Annotated in this window: 21 protein-coding genes; 12 read left to right on the plus strand and 9 right to left on the minus strand. The window is 68.1% G+C overall.

Annotated features, from left to right (window positions below; genetic code table 11):
• Positions 1-67: 67 nt before the first annotated feature.
• Positions 68-778, minus strand: coding sequence for a DUF6517 family protein (locus FGL94_RS10465; RefSeq protein ID WP_144924529.1), 711 nt, complete (start codon positions 776-778; stop codon positions 68-70).
• A gap of 164 nt (positions 779-942) precedes the next feature.
• Between FGL94_RS10465 and FGL94_RS10470 the strand changes: the two genes are divergently transcribed.
• Both FGL94_RS10470 and FGL94_RS10475 read left to right on the plus strand, forming a co-directional pair.
• Positions 943-1941 carry a radical SAM protein gene (locus FGL94_RS10470; RefSeq protein ID WP_144924532.1) on the plus strand — a complete coding sequence of 333 codons (999 nt, stop codon included), beginning with the start codon at positions 943-945 and terminating at the stop codon, positions 1939-1941.
• Between the two features lie 110 nt (positions 1942-2051).
• The gene (locus FGL94_RS10475) at positions 2052-2348 is read left to right on the plus strand and encodes a DUF7130 family rubredoxin-like protein (protein WP_144924535.1); all 297 of its coding nucleotides are present in this window, start codon (positions 2052-2054) and stop codon (positions 2346-2348) included.
• A 74-nt stretch (positions 2349-2422) separates the two neighbouring features.
• On the opposite strand, the gene FGL94_RS10480 is transcribed toward FGL94_RS10475, so the two are convergent.
• The 3 genes from FGL94_RS10480 to FGL94_RS10490 all read right to left on the minus strand — a co-directional run bounded on the left by FGL94_RS10480 (position 2423) and on the right by FGL94_RS10490 (position 5230).
• Positions 2423-2698, minus strand: a complete 276-nt coding sequence (locus tag FGL94_RS10480) for a preprotein translocase subunit TatA (RefSeq protein ID WP_144924538.1) — start codon at positions 2696-2698, stop codon at positions 2423-2425.
• A 69-nt stretch (positions 2699-2767) separates the two neighbouring features.
• Positions 2768-4093, minus strand: coding sequence for a DNA repair protein NreA (gene nreA, locus FGL94_RS10485; RefSeq protein WP_144924541.1), 1326 nt, complete (start codon positions 4091-4093; stop codon positions 2768-2770).
• A 129-nt stretch (positions 4094-4222) separates the two neighbouring features.
• Positions 4223-5230: a transcription initiation factor IIB gene (locus FGL94_RS10490; RefSeq protein ID WP_144924544.1), complete on the minus strand. Its 1008-nt coding sequence runs from the start codon at positions 5228-5230 to the stop codon at positions 4223-4225.
• A 196-nt stretch (positions 5231-5426) separates the two neighbouring features.
• On the opposite strand from FGL94_RS10490, the gene rnhA reads away from it, so the two are divergent.
• Both rnhA and FGL94_RS10500 read left to right on the plus strand, forming a co-directional pair.
• Complete coding sequence (rnhA, locus tag FGL94_RS10495) at positions 5427-6023, plus strand: ribonuclease HI (RefSeq protein WP_144924547.1); 597 nt, start codon at positions 5427-5429, stop codon at positions 6021-6023.
• Entirely contained in the window at positions 6010-6702 is a 693-nt protein-coding gene (locus FGL94_RS10500) for a DUF7108 domain-containing protein (RefSeq protein WP_144924550.1), read from the plus strand. The genes rnhA and FGL94_RS10500 overlap by 14 nt, the downstream gene beginning before the upstream one ends.
• 151 nt (positions 6703-6853) lie before the next feature.
• Here FGL94_RS10500 and FGL94_RS10505 read toward each other — a convergent pair whose 3' ends face one another.
• Complete coding sequence (locus tag FGL94_RS10505) at positions 6854-7213, minus strand: PadR family transcriptional regulator (protein WP_144924553.1); 360 nt, start codon at positions 7211-7213, stop codon at positions 6854-6856.
• Positions 7214-7610: 397 nt separating this feature from the next.
• Here FGL94_RS10505 and FGL94_RS10510 point away from each other — a divergent pair, with 397 nt between their 5' ends.
• A complete protein-coding gene (locus tag FGL94_RS10510) occupies positions 7611-8144 on the plus strand; it encodes an inorganic diphosphatase (RefSeq protein ID WP_144924556.1) in 534 nt (177 codons plus the stop codon).
• Positions 8145-8275: 131 nt separating this feature from the next.
• Positions 8276-8431, plus strand: a complete 156-nt coding sequence (locus FGL94_RS18320; RefSeq protein WP_186313390.1) for a hypothetical protein — start codon at positions 8276-8278, stop codon at positions 8429-8431.
• A 5-nt stretch (positions 8432-8436) separates the two neighbouring features.
• On the opposite strand, the gene FGL94_RS10515 is transcribed toward FGL94_RS18320, so the two are convergent.
• Both FGL94_RS10515 and FGL94_RS10520 read right to left on the minus strand, forming a co-directional pair.
• Positions 8437-9234, minus strand: coding sequence for a helix-turn-helix transcriptional regulator (locus FGL94_RS10515; protein ID WP_144924558.1), 798 nt, complete (start codon positions 9232-9234; stop codon positions 8437-8439).
• Positions 9235-9359: 125 nt separating this feature from the next.
• A complete protein-coding gene (locus tag FGL94_RS10520) occupies positions 9360-9608 on the minus strand; it encodes a hypothetical protein (RefSeq protein ID WP_144924561.1) in 249 nt (82 codons plus the stop codon).
• Positions 9609-9814: 206 nt separating this feature from the next.
• Here FGL94_RS10520 and FGL94_RS18810 point away from each other — a divergent pair, with 206 nt between their 5' ends.
• Positions 9815-9946, plus strand: coding sequence for a DUF7503 family protein (locus tag FGL94_RS18810; protein WP_277752621.1), 132 nt, complete (start codon positions 9815-9817; stop codon positions 9944-9946).
• On the opposite strand, the gene FGL94_RS10525 is transcribed toward FGL94_RS18810, so the two are convergent.
• Positions 9929-12082 (minus strand): caspase family protein, encoded by a 2154-nt coding sequence (locus tag FGL94_RS10525; protein ID WP_144924564.1) that lies wholly within the window; start codon positions 12080-12082, stop codon positions 9929-9931. The two genes, FGL94_RS18810 and FGL94_RS10525, sit on opposite strands and share 18 nt — an antisense overlap.
• Before the next feature lie 166 nt (positions 12083-12248).
• Between FGL94_RS10525 and FGL94_RS10530 the strand changes: the two genes are divergently transcribed.
• The 3 genes from FGL94_RS10530 to FGL94_RS10540 all read left to right on the plus strand — a co-directional run bounded on the left by FGL94_RS10530 (position 12249) and on the right by FGL94_RS10540 (position 15449).
• Positions 12249-13205 carry a succinylglutamate desuccinylase/aspartoacylase family protein gene (locus tag FGL94_RS10530; protein WP_144924567.1) on the plus strand — a complete coding sequence of 319 codons (957 nt, stop codon included), beginning with the start codon at positions 12249-12251 and terminating at the stop codon, positions 13203-13205.
• On the plus strand, positions 13205-14410 hold the full coding sequence (locus FGL94_RS10535) for a threonine synthase (protein ID WP_144924570.1): 1206 nt from the start codon (positions 13205-13207) through the stop codon (positions 14408-14410). Before FGL94_RS10530 ends, FGL94_RS10535 begins: the two co-directional genes overlap by 1 nt.
• 109 nt (positions 14411-14519) lie before the next feature.
• Complete coding sequence (locus FGL94_RS10540; protein WP_144924573.1) at positions 14520-15449, plus strand: ketopantoate reductase family protein; 930 nt, start codon at positions 14520-14522, stop codon at positions 15447-15449.
• Between the two features lie 47 nt (positions 15450-15496).
• Here FGL94_RS10540 and FGL94_RS10545 read toward each other — a convergent pair whose 3' ends face one another.
• A complete protein-coding gene (locus FGL94_RS10545) occupies positions 15497-15718 on the minus strand; it encodes a DUF7556 family protein (RefSeq protein WP_099253767.1) in 222 nt (73 codons plus the stop codon).
• Positions 15719-15999: 281 nt separating this feature from the next.
• Between FGL94_RS10545 and FGL94_RS10550 the strand changes: the two genes are divergently transcribed.
• Both FGL94_RS10550 and glyS read left to right on the plus strand, forming a co-directional pair.
• Positions 16000-16848, plus strand: coding sequence for a CBS domain-containing protein (locus FGL94_RS10550; protein ID WP_144924578.1), 849 nt, complete (start codon positions 16000-16002; stop codon positions 16846-16848).
• Complete coding sequence (glyS, locus tag FGL94_RS10555) at positions 16849-18645, plus strand: glycine--tRNA ligase (RefSeq protein WP_144924581.1); 1797 nt, start codon at positions 16849-16851, stop codon at positions 18643-18645.
• Positions 18646-18647 lie beyond the last annotated feature (2 nt).

Raw genomic sequence — 18647 nt, forward strand, 5'->3', positions numbered from 1 at the left:
ATGTTTTCGGCTCGGGCCGGCGGCGCGCGGAGGTGTTTTTAAATCGCGGCTCCCCGATCGCGTCTCCTCAGTCGTCTTCCGACGCGGGCTCGTGCTCGATCCCGTTCAACATCCGGCGGACGTTCTCGCCGTCGCCGAACGAGGTCGGGTACGCGGCCAGCGGGACGACGTAGTCGTCGCCGGCCTCGACCGCCTCGGCGACGTGGAACTCGAGCTCGACGCTCACGCCGGTACCAGCGATCTCCCCCTCGGCCGTGTACACCGTCACCGACGCGTCGGTGCCGAGGACGTCAGTCGTGTACTCCGAGCCGCGTTCGAGGTCGCTGACGCCCTCGTAGCGGTCAACGATCAGCTGCGCGCGCTCGGCGTCGTCGAGCTCCCCGACGGGGTTGAACGCCTGCCCGAGCACCTCGACGCGCGGGGTCGCCAGCACGGCGAACACCGCCGCCTGATACCGCTCGCCGAAGAGTTCGACGGCCTTGTCGTACTCGGCGATCCGACTCGTCACCCGCACTTCGCGGGTCGATCCGGCCACGTCGAACTCGCGAGTCTGCGTGTTCTCGGTGACCTCGTTGAGCTCGTACCCGCTTTCGTCGAGCGTCGCGTCCGCGACCGTCGCGGTGCCCGACGAGAACTCGGCCGGCTCGCCCGTGGCGATGTCGAGCGCGGTGCAGCCGGCGAGCCCGGCGAGCGCGACCCCGCCCGCGGCGGCGAGCGCGCGGCGGCGGGTGAGCGCGTCGGTGTCGGTCGCCTCGTCGGCGGTCGGCTCTCTGGTCATACCCGTCGTCTCGCGGGCGGAGGTACATACTTTGTGTTCGTTTCGGAGACCGGAAGCGACGCGGGGATCTGCGGAACGCCCCCGTGACAACGGATCTCCCGGGAGCGCGCGGTTCGGACCCTTTTCGGACGCTTTTTGAGGCCGCGGCCGGTAGAAGGGGGTAGATGATCTCCAAGGGCTGCGAACAGTGCGCCAAAGGCGGCAAGATGGTGCTGTTCGTCTACGGCTACTGCGACCAGCGGGACTGCTTCTACTGCCCCCTCGGAGAGAACCGGAAGAACGTCACCGACGTGTACGCCAACGAGCGGAAGGTCGAGTCCGACGAGGACGTGATCGCGGAGGCCAAGCGCATGAGCGCGCTCGGCACCTCGATCACCGGCGGCGAGCCGCAGGAGGCGATGGCGAAGACGACCCGGTACCTCGAACTGCTGAAAGACGAGTTCGGCGAGGACCACCACACGCACCTCTACACCGGGATCACGGGCGGCCGCGAGAACATGCGTCGCCTCTCGGAGGCGGGCCTCGACGAGATCCGCTTCCACCCGCCGCTGGAGATGTGGGGCGACATGCACGGCACCGAGTGGGAGGAGATCCTCCACATCGCCCGCGAGGAAGGGCTCACCCCCGCCTTCGAGATCCCCGGCATCCGCGCGGAGCCGGAGTTCCTGGAGTTCTTAGACGAGGGCGCCGCCGAGTTCTGCAACATCAACGAGTTCGAGATGTCCGACGGGAACTACCGCCGGATGCAAGAGGAGGGCTTCGAGCTGCAAGAGGGCCACATGTCCGCCGTCGAGGGGTCGAAGGACGACGCGATCGTCTCCGAGATGGCGAGCCACGAGAAGGTGTACTTCTGTACGTCCGTCTTCAAGGACGCCGCCCAACACCGCAACCGCCTGAAGCGGATGGCGAAGAACATCCGGCGCGAGTTCGACGAGGTGACCGACGACGGCACCCTCGTCTACGGGAAGGCATTTGCCGACGCCGACCGCTTCGAGGCGCTCGGCGTCCCCGAGGAGTTCTACACCGTCAAGTCCGACCACGTCGAGGTCGCGTGGTGGCTCCTCGAGGAGATGGTCGAGGACGGCGACTTAGCGGAGGGCGAAATCGTCGAGCAGTACCCGACCGTGAACGGTACGGTCGTCGAGCGCACCCCGGTCGCCTGAACGGGGTTTCTGAGTGTGGGCCGCTCCCCGTGGCCTCAAATCGATTCGCAGGTGTCGTGTTACAAGTTCACATACCACACTTATGAGGGATCGGTGCGTACCCCCCGCACATGGCCTCCGAAGAACCCGTATTCGCCGACGTGAGTATCGGGCAAGCCGTGTACGACGAGGAGGGCGAGAAGCTCGGGTCGGTCCGCGGCGTCGACGACGACGGCTTCTACGTCTCGGCACCCTCCGGCTCGGAGCCGCTGACGCTCACGGACGCCCGCGACGTGTTCGGCACCGCCTACGTGATGTGGCGCTGTTGGGAGTGCGGCGAGATGGGCGAGATCGGGAAAGAGCTCCCCGAGAACTGCCCGAACTGCGACGCGCCGCGGGAGGAGCTGTACTACTGGGCCGAGGACTGACGGGGAGCGAGCGACGTCGATCGGTGTGTCAATTTTTTGCGAGCGATCGAGAGCACGGCGACCGCCTCGTACGTTTATAAGCGATCGTCGCCGTCGCGCTCGCCGCCGCGGGCGGGGTCGCGCTCGCCGGGCTCGTCGTCCACCTTCTCGCGGAGCCGTTCGACCTCCGCCTCCAGCTCCGCGAGACGGTCGGCGTCCGCCTCCTCGCTCTCGGAGCGCAGTTTGAGGAACAGCACTCCCGCCGCGATGAGGACGATGGGAACGCCGAAGAGGAGCACGAAGATTATCAAAATAATCACGAGTTCGGGACCGGCGGGGATGCCGCCGAACGCGGGAATCGGAGGGACCATGCGCCACCCACTCGGCGGGGCAACTAAAACGGATCGGGCGCGAGGAGCGGTCTCCTCGCCGAGCCGTCCTCATCCGACGTCGACGAAGTCGCCGAGGTTCGCCTGGAGCCCGGCCGCCATCGTCGACTTCCGCCGGAGGCGGCCCAGCGGCACCGGGAGGTGTTCGGCGACGCCCCGAACCGCCTCGCCGAACGTCTCGGCGGTCCCGAACTCGCCCTCGAAGGCGTTCCGGACCGCCTCGCGCACCTGCCAGACGCCGACCGGACCCCAGTAGTCGTCGGAGACGTGCCGAAGGACGAGCGCCTTCGCCTGTCGGCCGCGGTCGTCGAGGTGCTCCAAGACGCCGATCCGGGCCGCGTAGTAGGCGCCCGCGGTCTCCTCGACGTAGCCGGTCCGCCCCTCGCGCCCCTCGCTCGCGGCCGAGAGGTACACCCCCGCCTCGGGATCGGGGTTCCAGATCGAGCCGGGCGACTTCATCTCGACGAGCTCGTACTCCCACTGTCCGGGGACCAAGATCACCCAGAAGGCGTTCCCCAAGTACTCGTTGCGGTGGACCTCGATCCGGTCGACCGTCGGACTGTCGCGGATCGACCCGCGGAGGAACTGTCCGACCGTGTCGTCGACGGCCGTGATCGACCAGCGCGTCGGGACGAGCCGGCGGTTCTCCCCCCGTCCGAGCGCGCCCGCGGAGAGGATCGTGTTGATCTCGTACACGTCGAACCCGCGGCGGTAGAGGTACGTCATCGCGCCCTCGGCGCGCCAGTCGTCGTCTTCGAGCGTCTTCTTCACCGGGCGCGGGACGTGCGGATTCTCGCCCAGATCGGCGGACCGGGCCGCGGCGCGCGGGCCGGTCGGCGTCTTGATGTCCTCTGTCCCGATATCGAAGTCGAGGTCGGGGGCGCCGTCGAGGCCGATCTCCACGTCGACCGGGCGGTCCGCGATCGCGACCTCGCGTTGAACGCCGAGCCACCCGTTCCACGCGTCGTGGACGCTCTCGGCCGGGCCGCCACCGCCGACCGACTTCACCCCGCCGGTCGCGCCGGCGTCACCGACGTCGACCCCCCGCGTCGAGTTGAGCAGGCTCGTCCGGCGGTCGAACACGTCGCTGATGGAGACGCCCTCGTCGTACCACGCCGCGGAGGTCTCGAAGCGCGCGGCATGCTCCTCGCGGCCGACCGGCGAGAGCAGCCCGGTCGAGACGTTCGGGTAGTTCGAGCGCCCGACGAAGATGGAGGGGGAGACGCTGCCGACCACGGCGTCGTCGGAGACGTGCTCGTCGAAGCGCCGCTCGAAGGAGTCGAGGTGGTCGAGGATTCCGTAATCCTTCTCGGCGGCGAGGCGCCGCCGCTCGGCGCGCTCGTTCGCCTCGAACTCGATGAACTCGTCGAGCCGCATTCGGCGAGACGTTGGCGGCGCGGCGGCTTGAACGTTGCTGGAGGTCGGGGAGGCGGAACCTTGCCGGAAGTCGGGGAGGAAGTGACGGAACGGCGTGGGAAAGGCGAAGAGAGAGCGCGTCGACGACGCTTAGCTGTGGATCCCCATCGCTTCGATCTGCTCTTGGTACCGGTTGCGGATGGTGACCTCGGTCACCTGCGCGACGTCGGCGACCTCGCGCTGCGTCTTCTTCTCGTTACACAGCAGCGACGCGGCGTAGATCGCGGCGGCCGCGTATCCGGTGGGGGACTTCCCCGAGAGCAGTCCCTGGTCGGCCGTGGTCTCGATGATCTCGTTGGCCTTCGACTGGACCTCCTCGCTCAGCTCGAGCTCGGAGGAGAAACGGGGGACGTACTTCTTCGGGTCGACGGGTCGCATCTCCAAGCCGAGCTCCTGAGAGATGTAGCGATACGTGCGTCCGATCTCCTTGCGGTCGACCCGCGACACGTCGGAGATCTCCTCGAGCGAGCGCGGGATCCCCTCCTTGCGACAGGCGGCGTAGAGGGCGGCGGTGGAGACGCCCTCGATCGAGCGCCCGCGGATCAGGTCCTCGTTGAGCGCGCGTCGGTAGATGACTGAAGCCACCTCGCGTACCGAGCGGGGGACGCCCAGCGCGCTGGCCATGCGGTCGATCTCCGAGAGCGCGAACTGGAGGTTGCGCTCGCCCGCGTCCTTCGTCCGAATCCGCTCCTGCCACTTGCGCAGCCGGTGCATCTGCGACCGCTTCTTCGAGGAGATGGAGCGGCCGTACGCGTCCTTGTCCTTCCAGTCGATCGTCGTCGTCAGCCCCTTGTCGTGCATCGTCTTCGTCGTCGGGGCGCCGACGCGCGACTTCTCCTGTCGCTCGGAGTGGTTGAACGCGCGCCACTCCGGGCCGGGATCGATCTGCTCCTCCTCGATGATAATCCCCGTCTCCTCGTGTATCAGTTCTCCGTCGGCCGTCCGAGTGAGTTCCTCCGGATCGAAATCCTCTGGGTCCAGTTCGTCGGGGTCCAACTCGGCCGCGTCGACCCCCTCGGCGTCGGTTTCAGTCTCGTCGGCGTCCTCGTCCCGCACACGCTGCCGGTCGTGATCCCGTTGCCGGGTTGGCCGTGTCATCGCATTTATATAGTATCCAAACGGATTGACTTAAAAGTTCGTTAGGGTGTTGGTGTGTCACACAGGAACAGTAGCGGCGAACGCTCGGCTCGAACGACGGCCCCGCCCGTCTTGTCGACTACCCCATCTAGCCGGCACTGCGGATCGGCGCGGCCGACGGACAGCCCTTTGTCCCGCGAGCGCGGAACCCGATCGAATGCCGACGATCGACTGCGATCCGGCGACCGCGCGGTCCCGCTTGACGGACGCCGGCGTCCCGATCGACGAGGGGAACACCGCCCACGAGCGGTGGCGCGCAGAGCGGGAGGGCGCCGTCGCCGTCGCGTACGACGACAAGGTCGTCGTACAGGGGAGCGACCCGACTCGTCTGACGGCCCTGCTGAACGAGGGCGGCGGGCGCGCGCACGTCTACTTCGACGGCGCCTCCCGCGGGAACCCCGGCCCGGCCGGGGTCGGCTGGTGTCTGGTCACGGCGGACGGGATCGTCGCCGAGGGCGGCGAGCGGATCGGTCGCGCCACCAACAATCAGGCCGAGTACGCCGCGCTGATCCGGGCGCTGGAGGCCGCCGACGAGTACGGTTTCGACGAGATCGACGTCCGCGGCGACTCCCAGCTGATCGTCAAGCAGGTGCGCGGCGAGTGGAACGCAAACGACCCGGAACTCCGCGAGCGACGAGTCCGCGTCCGGGAGCTGTTAGAGCGGTTCGACCGGTGGTCGATCGGCCACGTTCCGCGAGAGATAAACGAACGCGCCGACGATCTGGCGAACGAGGCACTCGATGACGCGAACTAACGACGAGCCCCCGGAGTGGGCAAAGGAACGAGCGCGCGAAGTGATGGCTGCAGAGGAACCGAACGAGGACGGGGAGGCGGACGGAGCCGACAGCGAGGGCGCAGGGGGCGACGACGCCGATCGCATCCCGGACGTGCCGGCCGAGGTCGTCGACGAGGCGGAGCGGCTCACCCGACTCGCCCGGCAGACCGAGGACGAGGCGGCCGCCGCGTTCTACCGCGATCGCCGCGACGGGCTGGTCGAGGGGCACGACTACGTCCCGCGGCTGCGCGACGAGGACGACACGCTCGTGTTGTACCCCGACGAGTGGATGGACGACGGGACGGTCCGACTCGACCGGATCGAGACCACCGACCGTGCCGTCGAGGTGTCGCTGTCGGGGCCGGGCGACGCCGACCGCTATCGAGAGATCGCCGCGTACAACGACTCTGTCGCCGACGCGGTCGCCGACGCGCACGGCGAGCCGCACGCCGACACCGCCCGGAGCTTCGCGGCGTTCATGAGCAACCACTACGTGCGCGCGGTCGACGACGCGACCCCCGACGTGCGCGAGGAGTTCCGCGAGGAGTACTTCCCGCGGAACGGCTGGCCGACCGACGAGCAGCTGGCGGTCGTCGACGAGTCGCTGGACGTGATCGAGTCGGTCGCGGCGGACGTGGACGGTCCCGAGGAGTCGTAAGCGGAGGTCGGCGGAGACGTGGATAGCAGCCCGCGGAGGTCCGCAGAAGGCCCACAGAGCCGCCGCTCGGCGATCGAGCGTGCGCGGCTTTCACCGCGCGCGTGTGCCAAAATGTTGGTTGCCGCCCGGGACGCCTGCGACGCGGACGTCGTTACTCGTCGAGCAGGGCGCGGACCTCGTCCGCGCGCTCCTCGTCGGTGACGAACCGGTCGAGGACCCACTCCAGCTGACCGAGGACGGCGTCGTGGCCCGCCTCGGTGAGCTCGTACTGGTTGGTCCGCTTGTCGAGTTCGCTCTTCTCGACGAGCCCGTCCTCGACGAGGTCGTCGAGATTCGGGTAGAGCCGCCCGTGGTTCACCTCGGAGCCGTAGTACGACTCCAGTTCGCGTTTGATCGCGAGCCCGTACATGGGCTCCTCCGCGAGGATCGCGAGGATGTTCTGTTGGAACGCGGTCAGGTCCGCCGCCGTCCGTGTCGTTGGGTCATCAGTGACTGATTGTGCCTCTGACATAGTTAGGTGAAGGGAACCCGAACTTATAACCTTTCTCAAGATTCACGAACGTTTAAATACTTCATCAGCCCTCAAACCAGCTATTCGTGCCGATACCTGTGAGAACAGGTTTGAGCGCTCCGATTCATCGATCTCTCGTTATCGAATGATCAACCACTGTAAGCGCGGATACACGACAATTCATCGACGAAACTGGGGCGTTTAGACGAGATGTGTCATCCGATATACCGGTGTATCTCGCCTGAAACAACGGCGCGAGAGTAACCGAAAACAGGTGCACTAAGCGGTATCGAACCGGAGAAGAGGCCATCCCGGGCGGAAGACAGAGAGGTCGGCGACGTCGGTCGCGGCGGAAACCCGAAAGGACTTTGCGACCGATGGACGGAGTATCCCGTACATGGCAAACCTCTGGGAAGACCTCGAGACGGGACCGAACGCGCCGGACGAGATCTACGCCGTCGTGGAGTGTCTCAAGGGCGAGCGGAACAAGTACGAGTACGACAAGGACATCCCCGGCGTCGTCCTCGACCGCGTGCTTCACTCGAACGTCCACTACCCGTACGACTACGGCTTCATCCCGCAGTCGTACTACGACGACGAGGACCCCTTCGACGTGATGGTGCTGGTCGAGGACCAGACGTTCCCCGGCTGCGTGATCGAGGCCCGTCCCGTCGCGCTGATGAAGATGGACGACGACGGCGAGCAAGACGACAAGGTGATCGCGGTGCCCACTGAGGACCCGCGGTTCGACCACATCGAGAATCTGACGGACATCCCTCAGCAGACGCTCGACGAGATTGACGAGTTCTTCTCGACGTACAAGAACCTCGAAGCAGGCAAGGAGGTCGAGACCCTCGGGTGGGAGGACAAGCAGGCCGCGAAGGACGCGATCGAACACGCACAGGACCTGTACGACGAGAATTTCCAGTAGGTCCGACTGAGACCTCGAAACGCTTCGGTCTCGTCGCATGAATAACCCTTGGACATACCCGGCCTCATCGCGGATGCGTTATGCCTATGGGTAATTTTTAGAGGGTGGATCGTCTACGTGTCGGTAGAGCCATGAGCGCACACAGCCAACCGTCCGTCGGTATCGACCATCCCACGGTCGTCCCGGCCAACTTCGATCCCGAGGAAGACATCGATTCCGAGGACGACATCGACGCCGACGGCGACGAGTCGGCGAATCCGGCGGACGACGGACGGGAGCAACGGTGACCGTTTCAGGCGTTCTCGACGACCGCGGAGAGGCGTCTGGCCTCGTCGACGAACGACTCGAATCGGTCGTCAACCCACTCGATAACCGCTGAGTCTGTCGATTCGAGCACGCATCGAGGGTTGTTTCTTCGGTCGTAGGCCGTCACGCACGCGAGGTCGTCGCACCGAAATATCCCGTACTCGATCGGTTCGGGGGAGACGTACACCGTCGCGTCGTCGTCGTGGATCGCTCGGTCGGTCGCCGGACCGAACTCCGCGATCGACTCCGCGACCACGTCTTGGTCGATGACGAGCTCGACCTCGGCGCCCGCGTCGAGCGCCTCCGCCGCCGCGTCGTTGAACTGCTGGATGACGATGGGCGAGACCGCGCGGATCTCCGAGCCGCACCCCTCGCGCAGGAGTTCGGTGAGTCGGTCGACGGCGGCGAGGGGGTTCCGGTCGGCCGCGACGGTCAGCTCTCCGGCGTCGAGCGCCGAGGGCGGGAAGTCGGCGCCGACGCGTTCGAGGTCGGCGGCGAGCCGCCCGTACCGGTCCGCGAGTTCGACCTCGTCGAGCAGCGCCTCGTACGCGTCGTGGACCCGTTCCCCGGTCGGCGTCACGTGGTAGGCCGCATCGCGCTTGACGACCCAGTCGCGCTCGCTGAATCCGGAGAGAATGCGTTGGATCGTCGTCCGCGTCGCGTCGACCGCATCCGTGAGGCCCGCCGGGCGGCGCGGCTCATCTCGGAGCGCACGGAGCATCGCGACCCGGACAGGGGACCCGGCGAGGTACTGTGCGCCGTCGTGTCCGTCGTCGACCGTCATCGTGTGATCCTTGTGTACGGACACCGAACGCTTAATCGTACCGCGTTACGCCCCGGCGAGACGTTCCGAGCGCTTCGGAACGAGCCGCGTCGCCCGGCGCTGCGTCGATCAGTCCCGCGACCCGTTCACGGCTGGTACCGGAACGAGACGACGGTACCGATGGTGTCCTCGCCGTCGATTGCCTCGGTGGTGACGGTCGCCGCGACGACAGCGTCCGCGCCGAGCGCCTCCTCGATCACCGCGGTGAGCGCGTCGGGGTCGGCGCCCTGCTGGAGCACCGGCACCCGGACCTGCCGCCGGTTGACGGCGACGTCGCCGAGGTCGTAGTCGGTGTGCTCGAACGCGTCGCGGATGGCCGCGTTGACATCGGTCATGGTACCAACTCCGCCGGGAGGACTGAAAAAACGGTGGGCCGAGCCCCGAAATTCCCTTGTCGACGCCGATCGCAGATGTACGATCGAACGGACGGGTCGACATCTCGGAGCGTGTCATTAATTTATTATCTATTTATATTCAAATATCTAAGAATAGTTACCGCAAAACGGTTTTGATGTTAATATCACGCGATATTCTGTGTAATATGCACGAAAGTGTTGCAGACTACGTGGCAGAGCACCCGAAGATGGCCGGCGTCCTGTTCACCGCGCTCCTCCTGCTGACGCAGGCGGCGCCCGCATCGGCGAACGCGATGGCGTCAACTCCTGGGCCTTGATTTAAGTTCTAGCCGGTCACTCCAATGGAGTTCACCGTGAAAAAACACTGGTAGTGTTTCTAAATTAATAAATTTCTTCACAGACTCTCCAGACACATCAGCAATTAAAATTTCCTTTGGCACGTAATAATTTAATTCGGAAGTAGAGAGATTAGCGAGAGTCATGGTTCCAAGACCATATGGCCCATTCGGAAATGCTTCAATACTAACATTGTATTGTCCTGCGTTCGTCTCTTTTAGTTCTACAACAGGCGCGATCCCACTCCGACTCTGACAGATCGTCGTCCCGCCGTCTCCGACGACGATGTACTGGTGGCCGGTGATCAGCTCTCGCTTGGCGACGTGGAGCGCGGTGCGGAGGTTGAAGCCGCTGTTCATCAGTCGGGCGATGATGCGGCCGAGCTGGGTCGCCGGCGAGTTCGCCACGTCGGAGAGGGTGACGATGCCGCCGCGGGAGCCGCGGTGGACGAGGGCCTCGCCCTGCTGGTACGACTGGCAGGCGTTGAGCAGGAAGGCGCTCACGCCGACATCGAGGTCCTCGGCCGTGAGATCGAGGTAGTCGTCGGTGCACTGCATCCCGCGGTCGTCGACGTGGCCGACGTAGTGGAGGAAGTCGACGTCGGACTGGAGGGTCTCGCGCATCTCCTCGCGGGTGAGGTCGTGGCGCACCTCGATGTCGAACTGGACCATATCGCGGAGCCCGTACAGGTCCGCGACCTCACCCTCTTCGCGCATCTGCTCGTCGTTACAGACGACGAGCACGGAGATCCGCGACTGCTCGACCGCGCCGGCCTCCAGACGCCGGTGGTACGCGTCGAGGGTGGCCTTGTTGGCGTCGAGGGGGACGCCGGCGCCGACCCACGCGTGCTCGACCGTGTCGACGGGCTCGGGCCGCACGAAGTCGGCGTCGGTCGGCACCGCGCCGCGCTCCGCCGAGGCGTCGGTGCCGCGAGTGGGTTCGGTCCCGGCGGCGCCGCCGCGAACGAACTCGTCGGGACCGAGGGATGCGGCGTCAGTCGGAGTGCGGCCGGCGCCGGCCCGCGGCCCGCGGAAGAACCCGAGCCCGCCGCCCTCGCCGGCCGTCGCGGGAGTCACCGTCTCCGGCGACCGGACGATCGACAGCTCGCCGGCCACGAACGGGAGCATCTCCACGTTCTCGGGGTCGGGGCGGACGTCGGTCGTCAGCGTCCACTGGGGGAGCTCCGGCTCGACGCGTTCGAAGGGGACGGCGAGGTACTCGCCGAGTCGCTCCGCGAGCGGGAGGTCGTACAGCCGGCCCCAGTCGAGGTCGAGGTCGGTGGTCTCGCGCTCGTGGAGATCGACCGGGTAGAACCCCTCCGTGCGCGCGAGACAGTCGAAGTGGAACGCCTGTCGAAGGGCCTCGGCGGTACGCCGCTCGAAGTCGGGCTCTAAGGGGTGCATCCAGCCGTCGCCCTCGATCCGGGGGGCGTCGCCGGGGACCACGTCGGCGGCGAGGTAGTACGCCAGCGAGACCACCGGGTAGAGGTAGCGGTACTCCGGGGGGACGACGATCCGGACGCCGGAGTCGACCGGCTCGACGCGGTCGGGAACGCGGAACTCCTCGCCCGGTTCGATCAGCGGCGGGTGCCCCCGAAGGGTGGGGAACGACCGCTCCGGGCTGGTCGTCTGGAGCGCGGAGCCGAGCAGCGACACGGCGTCCATCAGCGACTCGGGGTCGGTCGGGGTCTCGATCGTCCCGGCGGGAACCTGGTGGAGCGATCGGAACCCGAGCGTGACCTCGGCGGGTGCGTCGAGGTCGATCCGGGTCGTCCGCTCCGTCGTCGACACGGAGAACGGCGACGCGAACGCGAGGTACAGCTTCGTCGGGGCGGGGTCGATCCCCACGTGGTACGTCCCCGCCGGCATCGCGTAGGAGTCGCCGCGGGTGAGCAGCGTCCCGTCGCCGGAACGGGTTTCCACGACCGCGACGCGGGGGATCTCGATGGACCCGGTCTCGACGGTCACGCTCGCGTCGACCGGGAAGTAGTGATCGTCCCCGGGACTCGCGGTCGGCTCGACCGGCCGGTCGGTGTACACCTCGAACTGCGTGTTCTCGATGTGATCGGTGACGGTGAGCCCGGCCGCGCCGGACAGCGGATCGATGTCGATGCTCATGAGGGGGGCCGCGTTCAGTGGGCAGCGGGGATCGCCGCGGAAGTGGTGCGGCGGCGACGAGACGCGGCCGTGGTTACCGACTTCTGGAGCGATACGGCGATAAAGCTTGTGTCGAGGACCGCCGCGGACCGAACGGATAAAGGGGCGGCCGGTCCACGTTCGCGTAATGATCACGCTTGGAACGGCTCGCGCCTCGCCGGGGGAGTCGGACACGGGCCGTCTCGAGGTCGGCGAGACGCGGGACGGGAGTCCCGTCCGACTGCCGGTGGCGGTCATCAACGGCGCGGAAGACGGCGAGACGCTGTACATGCAGGCGGTCAGTGACGGCGACGAACTCAACGGACTCGGCGTCGTCAACCGCGTCGTTCCCCGGCTCGATCCGGCGGAGCTGTCGGGGGCGGTCCTCGTCGTCGGCGTCGTCAACTACTTCGGATTCCAGGTCGCCGAACACCGGAACCCGATCGACGACCGGAAGATGAACCGCGGATATCCCGGCGACGAGAAGGGGACGACGAGCGAGCGGATCGCCCACGCGACGTTCCAAGCCGCGAAGCGGGCGGACCTCATCCTCGATCTCCACCAGGGATCGACCAGCCGGATGATAAACGAGACGCGGGTCCGCTGCGGGATCCGCCACCACCTCCACGGCGACTGTCTAGAGCTGGCGAAGGTCTTCGGCTGCGGCCACGTCCTCGACATCAAGGGACCGGACGGACAGCTCGCGCGCGTCGGCCCGGAACACGGCATCCCGACCATCGATCCCGAGCTCGGCGGCTGCGTCGGCTGGGACGAGGAGTCGGTCCGGTACGGCGTCGAGGGCGTGTTCAACGTGCTCCGCCACTACGGCTTCCTCGACGGCGACGTCGACCTCGAACAGCAGGTCAGGGCGCGCGGCTTCGACCAGTACGGGTCGCCGGCCGGCGGGCTGGTTCGGTTCGAGCGCGAGCTCGGCGAACGCGTCTCCACCGGAGACCCCCTCTACGAGGTGACCGACGTGTTCGGCGAGCTGAAAGGGCGGGTGACCGCCGACGACGACGGGATCTTCTGGCGCACGCGCCGGCTCCCGCAGGTCGCCGCCGGCGAGTACGTCTGCTCGGTCGGCACCAACGTCGACAAGTACTGATGCCCGGCGACCGCGACCGGAGCTCGATCCGAGACCTCACCTGTCCCGAGTGCGGCGCGACCGTGAGAGACCGGTGGCGCTGCGAGTGCGGCGCTCCGCTGGAGTTCGCCGATCCGCCGATTCCGGAGGAGGCCACTCCGCGGGAAAGAGACGCCCGCGACGGGCTCTGGGCGTTCGAGCCGTTCCTCGCCGTCGGCGACGACGCCGGAGATCGGGTGACGCTCGGCGAGGGGATGACGCCGCTGGTCGACGCGGACGCGGGGGCGGACGGGGGCGACTCATCCGACGCCGACGGGTGGAACGCCGCGTTCAAGCTGGAGTACGTCTTCCCCACCGGCTCGTTCAAGGACCGCGGCGCGACGACGACGCTCACGCGGGCCCGCGAGCTGGGCGTCGAGCGCGTCGTCGAGGACTCCTCCGGCAACGCCGGCGCCGCGATCGCGACGTACGCGGCGCGCGCCGGGATCGACGCCGCGGTGTACGTCCCGGCCGACGTCAAGGAATCGAAGCTCCGCGCGATCCGGCGGGCCGGCGCCGAACCGATCCGGATCGAGGGCTCGCGCGCAGACGTGACCGAGGCGTGCGTGGCCGCGCTCGGGGAGGGCGGCGGAAACGAGCGCGAGAAAAGCGGGAGCGACGGCGACACCGGAGATTTCCCGTGGTACGCCAGCCACGCGTGGAACCCGGCCTTCTTCGAGGGGACCGCCACCGTCGCCTACGAGATCGCGTTCCAACGCGGCTGGGAGGCCCCCGACGCAGTCGTGACCCCGCTCGGACACGGCACCCTCTTTCTCGGCGCCTACCGGGGATTCCACCGGCTGAAACGCGCGGGCTGGATCGACGAACTCCCTCGCCTGTTCGGCGCGCAGGCGGCCGGCGTCGCGCCGATCGTCCGCGAACTCCACGGCGCAGATGCGGCCGACCCCGAGGGGCGCGTCAACGCGGCCGCCGACGGGATCCAGATCGCCGAGCCGGTCCGGAAGCGGCAGATACTCGACGCGATCGCCGACACCGACGGCGACGCGCTCGCGGTCACGCAGGCGGCGGCCGAGCGCGAACTCGACCGGCTGCACGCCGCGGGCTTTTACACCGAGCCGACCTGCGCCGTCGCGCCGGCGGCCCTGCGCGAGCTTCGCGAGCGCGGCGTCATCGCGTCCGACGACGACGTGGTCGTCCCCCTGACCGGGAGCGGACTGAAGGGCTGAGCGCGGCGGCCGAGGAAAGCTGACCGCGGCGGCCGAGGAAAGCTGACCGCGGCGATCGAGCGGTCCCTCCACCGCCATCTCTTTTCAGTCTCGCCCCGTGAGAGGGCGTATGGAGGTCCTCGTCTACGGCGCGGGCGCGCTCGGGAGTCTCGTCGGGGGATTGCTGGCGCGGACCCACGAGGTCACGCTCGTCGGGCGCGACCCGCACATGCGACGGGTCCGGGAGGACGGGCTCCGGATCGACGGCGAGGCCGACGCCCGCGTTCACCCCCGGGCGCTCACCGACGGGACGCACCGCTCCGCCGACCTCGCGGTGGTCACGACGAAGGCGTACGACACGGACGCGGCCGCACGGGCGCTCGCGACCGGCGAGTACGACGCCGTCTGCTCGCTCCAGAACGGCTTCACGGAGGAGCGACTGGTCGCGGCGCTCGACCCCACCGTGCTCGCGGGCACCGCGAGCTACGGCGCTCGGTTCGCCGAGCCGGGGCGCGTGACCTGCACCGGCGTGGGCGAGGTCGTCGTCGGGGCGCTTTCGGGGGGGACCGACCCCCTCGCGGAACGCGTCGGGAGCGCGTTCGACGAGGCCGGGATCGAGACGACCGTCGCCGCGGACATGCCCCGGCGGCGGTACGAGAAGCTCGCGGTCAACGCGGGGATCAACGGTCCCTCGGCGCTCGCGCGGCTCTCGAACGGCGCGACCCTCGACGGGCCGGGAGGCGAGGCGGCCCGCGAGGCGGCGCGGGAAGTCGCGCGGGTCGCGCGGGCCGACGGGATCGGTCTCGGAGACGACGAGGCGGTCGAGGCCGTCGAGCGCGTCGCCGCCGACACCGCCGCCAACCGGTCGTCGATGTGCGAGGACGTGGCCGCCGGCCGCCGCACGGAGGTCGACGCGATCTACGGCGCCGCGACCGAGCGCGCCGACCGGTTCGGCGTGTCGGCGCCGACGTGCCGGACGATCGCGTCGCTGATCCGGGCGTGGGAGGTCGGTACCGGGGTCCGGCCCGCGACGGACGCCAGCGAAGCTGGCACGGAGTGACTTCGAACGGGCAAAAAACGGAGAGGCCTACGCCTGATTGAGCGGGTTCAACACCACTCTTCGAGGACGGTGGCGTCGGTCTCGTCGACCGAGACCCACGCGTTCTCCCGTGAGACGTCCGCGATCACGAGCTCCGGTCGCGACGCCGACGAGTCGATCGACGCCATCACGTCCGGGGAGTCGTCGGCGTCGAGCGCCGGATCCGTCGGCAGCGCCGTCCGGCGGTGATCGGGGTCCGGGTCGTCCCATGGAGTGGAACTCCGTGACATGATTGTGAATTGTTCACAGTACGTATAAGCGTTCCGGACCGAGAGCGTCCGCCGTCGGCGGATCGGCGTTTCGAGGCGATGATCGGGGACGAGAGCCCCTGTCAGTCGTCGATCACGGGGTGATTGTCGGAGTAGACCGTCGATCCGACGAACAGATCGGTTCGTCGTCAGATCTCTCGTCATCCTGCTCTCTCGTCATCCTGCTCTCTCGTCGTCTTACCGGAAACGGCTCGCGAACCACCTTCGCAGTATACAAGAGGTGGCACGCTGAAAGACGGTGCATGAACGTATCAGACGCCATGACGCCGCGGTCGGATCTCGTCGTCGTCGAGATCCCGGGGAGCCGGAACGACGTGTTGGAGTATATCCAAGAGTACGGCTTCTCGTCGGTGCCGGTCGTGAAAGACGTCGACGGCGACGAGGTGTACCGCGGTCTCGTCTCCCGCGACGACCTGATCGAGCAGCCGGACGAGGACCAGCTCGCGCTGCTGATGCGGGAGGTGCCGACGGTGGACGCCGACGACGCGATCGGCGACGCCGCCGCCACGATAGTCGCCGAGAACTCGCGCCGGCTCCCGGTCGTCGACGGCGACCGACTCGTCGGTATCCTCACGGTCACCGACGTGGTGCGGGCCATCGCCCGCGGGGAGATCGACGGCGACACCGAGGTCGGCGGGCTCGCGACTCGCGCGGTCAACGCGACCCACACGGAGACTCCGCTACCGGTCGCGGAACGGGAGATCGGACTGGCGAACGTCCCCTACGCGGTGGTACTCGACGACGACGCCGGGATCGCCGGCATCCTCACCGAGGTCGACGTGCTGGAGGTCGCCCGCGTCGTCGAGGGCGAGGCCAGCACGGGCGACTCCATCGCCGAGCAGGACTCCGAGTGGTCCTGGGAGGGGATCAAGGCGACCGGCGCCCGCTACCTCCCGACCCGGAACGTGGAGCTGCCCGTGGGGGCGGTCCGCCACTTCATGACCGCGGACCTCGTCACGGTCAGCGGCACGCGGACCGCGAAGCAAGTCGCACAGGAACTCATCAGCAACGACATCGAGCAGGTGCCGCTGGTCAACGGCACCGACCTCGACGGCATCGTGCGGGACGTGGACTTGCTGGAGGGCTTATAAATGGCGTCCGAGGAGATCGTCGAGCTGGCGAAGCGACGCGGGTTCTTCTTCGGCTCGAACGGCGCGTACGGCGGCACCGCCGGCTTCTACACGTTCGGCCCGCAGGGCGCGGCGCTGAAGAAGAACGTCGAGGACGCGTGGCGCGACCGGTTCACCATCCGAGAGGGGAACCGCGAGATCGAGGCGCCGACGATCATGCCGGAGCCCGTCTTCGAGGCGTCCGGCCACCTCGACACGTTCGACGACATGCTCGTCGAGTGCCCGGAGTGCGGCGAGTCCCACCGCGCCGACCACCTCGTCGAGGCCGTCACGGACATCGAGGACGCCGAGGCGCTCCCCGGCTCGGAGGTCGAGGAGCTCATCGCCGACAACGACATCGCCTGCCCGTCCTGTGGCACCGCGCTCGCGGGCGTGACCGTCGAGGACTTCAACCTCATGTTCGCGACCGACATCGGCCCCGGCGACGCCCAGCCCGGCTACCTGCGGCCGGAGACGGCGCAGGGGATCTTCGTGGAGTTCCCGCGGCTGAAGGAGTACGCCCGGGGGAACCTCCCGTTCGGGATCACCCAGATCGGCCCCGCCTACCGCAACGAGATCTCGCCGCGCGGCGGGCTCCTCCGGCTGCGTGAGTTCACGCAGGCGGAACTGGAGCAGTTCATCGACCCCGAAGCGGACGAGCCGCCGCTGGACCGCGTGCGCGACGTCGAGGTCCGGCTGTACCCCGCGACGGAACAGCAGGCCGAGGACGGCGAGTACGTCGAGACCACCGTCGGCGAGGCGGTCGACGAGGGGATCATCGGCTCCCCGTGGGTCGGCTACTACCTCGGCGTCGCGAAGCAGTGGTACGAGCGGGTCGGCGTCGACCTCGATCGCTTCCGGTTCCGTCAGCACCTCGCGGGCGAGCGCGCCCACTACGCGTCCGACTGCTGGGACGCGGAGAGCGAGGTCGACGGCGACTGGATCGAGATCGCGGGCTTCTCGTACCGCGCCGACTACGACCTCTCGAAACACGACGAGTACGGCGACGACGCGTTCACCGTGTTCAAACGCTACGACGAGCCGAAGTCGGTCGAGCGCGCGACGGTCGATCCCGACATGTCCGTGCTCGGCCCCGAGTTCGGCGGGGACGCCGCCGCGGTGGCCGAGGCGCTCGAGACCCTCGCGGAGCGCGACCCCGACGCGTTCGACGGCGAGACGGTGACGGTCGAGGTCGGTGAGGGTGGCGACGCCGAGACCCACGAGGTCGACGCCGACGTGGCGAACTTCTCGGTCGAGACGGTGACCGAGAACGGCGAGCACCTCACCCCGCACGTCGTCGAGCCCTCCTTCGGCGTGGGCCGGACGGTCCAGACGCTGCTGGCGCACGCCTACAGCGAGGACGAGGTCGACGGCGAGGAGCGCACGTACCTCTCCTTGGAGCCCGAGATCGCGCCGCAGGACGCCGCAGTCTTCCCGCTGGTGACAAACGACGACCGGCTCACCGAGCTGGCCGACCGCGTCGCCGCCGACCTCCGCGAGGCGGGGCTGGCGGTCGCGTACGACGACTCCGGCTCGATCGGGCGGCGCTATCGCCGACAGGACGAGATCGGCACCCCGTTCTGCGTCACGATCGACCGCGACGGGATCGAGGGCGACGGCCCCGAGACGGTGACCGTCCGCGAGCGCGACTCGGCGGCGCAGGTCCGGGTCCCGGCCGCGGAGCTGGCCGAGGAGCTGGCCGCGCTCCGCGCCGGCGGCGAGTTCGACGCGCTGGTGGACCGCTACGAGACCGTCGCCACCGACGTCGAGACCAACTGACC

The sequence above is a fragment of the Halorubrum salsamenti genome, from assembly GCF_007671685.1.
Lineage (GTDB): Archaea > Halobacteriota > Halobacteria > Halobacteriales > Haloferacaceae > Halorubrum > Halorubrum salsamenti.

What these genes read in the sequence shown, in the direction of transcription:
- FGL94_RS10465 (WP_144924529.1), bottom strand. Translation starts at nt 778, where the DNA reads ATGACCAGAGAGCCGACCGCCGACGAGGCGACCGACACCGACGCGCTC.
- FGL94_RS10470 (WP_144924532.1), top strand. Translation starts at nt 943, where the DNA reads ATGATCTCCAAGGGCTGCGAACAGTGCGCCAAAGGCGGCAAGATGGTG.
- FGL94_RS10475 (WP_144924535.1), top strand. Translation starts at nt 2,052, where the DNA reads ATGGCCTCCGAAGAACCCGTATTCGCCGACGTGAGTATCGGGCAAGCC.
- FGL94_RS10480 (WP_144924538.1), bottom strand. Translation starts at nt 2,698, where the DNA reads ATGGTCCCTCCGATTCCCGCGTTCGGCGGCATCCCCGCCGGTCCCGAA.
- nreA (WP_144924541.1), bottom strand. Translation starts at nt 4,093, where the DNA reads ATGCGGCTCGACGAGTTCATCGAGTTCGAGGCGAACGAGCGCGCCGAG.
- FGL94_RS10490 (WP_144924544.1), bottom strand. Translation starts at nt 5,230, where the DNA reads ATGACACGGCCAACCCGGCAACGGGATCACGACCGGCAGCGTGTGCGG.
- rnhA (WP_144924547.1), top strand. Translation starts at nt 5,427, where the DNA reads ATGCCGACGATCGACTGCGATCCGGCGACCGCGCGGTCCCGCTTGACG.
- FGL94_RS10500 (WP_144924550.1), top strand. Translation starts at nt 6,010, where the DNA reads ATGACGCGAACTAACGACGAGCCCCCGGAGTGGGCAAAGGAACGAGCG.
- FGL94_RS10505 (WP_144924553.1), bottom strand. Translation starts at nt 7,213, where the DNA reads ATGTCAGAGGCACAATCAGTCACTGATGACCCAACGACACGGACGGCG.
- FGL94_RS10510 (WP_144924556.1), top strand. Translation starts at nt 7,611, where the DNA reads ATGGCAAACCTCTGGGAAGACCTCGAGACGGGACCGAACGCGCCGGAC.
- FGL94_RS18320 (WP_186313390.1), top strand. Translation starts at nt 8,276, where the DNA reads ATGAGCGCACACAGCCAACCGTCCGTCGGTATCGACCATCCCACGGTC.
- FGL94_RS10515 (WP_144924558.1), bottom strand. Translation starts at nt 9,234, where the DNA reads ATGACGGTCGACGACGGACACGACGGCGCACAGTACCTCGCCGGGTCC.
- FGL94_RS10520 (WP_144924561.1), bottom strand. Translation starts at nt 9,608, where the DNA reads ATGACCGATGTCAACGCGGCCATCCGCGACGCGTTCGAGCACACCGAC.
- FGL94_RS18810 (WP_277752621.1), top strand. Translation starts at nt 9,815, where the DNA reads ATGCACGAAAGTGTTGCAGACTACGTGGCAGAGCACCCGAAGATGGCC.
- FGL94_RS10525 (WP_144924564.1), bottom strand. Translation starts at nt 12,082, where the DNA reads ATGAGCATCGACATCGATCCGCTGTCCGGCGCGGCCGGGCTCACCGTC.
- FGL94_RS10530 (WP_144924567.1), top strand. Translation starts at nt 12,249, where the DNA reads ATGATCACGCTTGGAACGGCTCGCGCCTCGCCGGGGGAGTCGGACACG.
- FGL94_RS10535 (WP_144924570.1), top strand. Translation starts at nt 13,205, where the DNA reads ATGCCCGGCGACCGCGACCGGAGCTCGATCCGAGACCTCACCTGTCCC.
- FGL94_RS10540 (WP_144924573.1), top strand. Translation starts at nt 14,520, where the DNA reads ATGGAGGTCCTCGTCTACGGCGCGGGCGCGCTCGGGAGTCTCGTCGGG.
- FGL94_RS10545 (WP_099253767.1), bottom strand. Translation starts at nt 15,718, where the DNA reads ATGTCACGGAGTTCCACTCCATGGGACGACCCGGACCCCGATCACCGC.
- FGL94_RS10550 (WP_144924578.1), top strand. Translation starts at nt 16,000, where the DNA reads ATGAACGTATCAGACGCCATGACGCCGCGGTCGGATCTCGTCGTCGTC.
- glyS (WP_144924581.1), top strand. Translation starts at nt 16,849, where the DNA reads ATGGCGTCCGAGGAGATCGTCGAGCTGGCGAAGCGACGCGGGTTCTTC.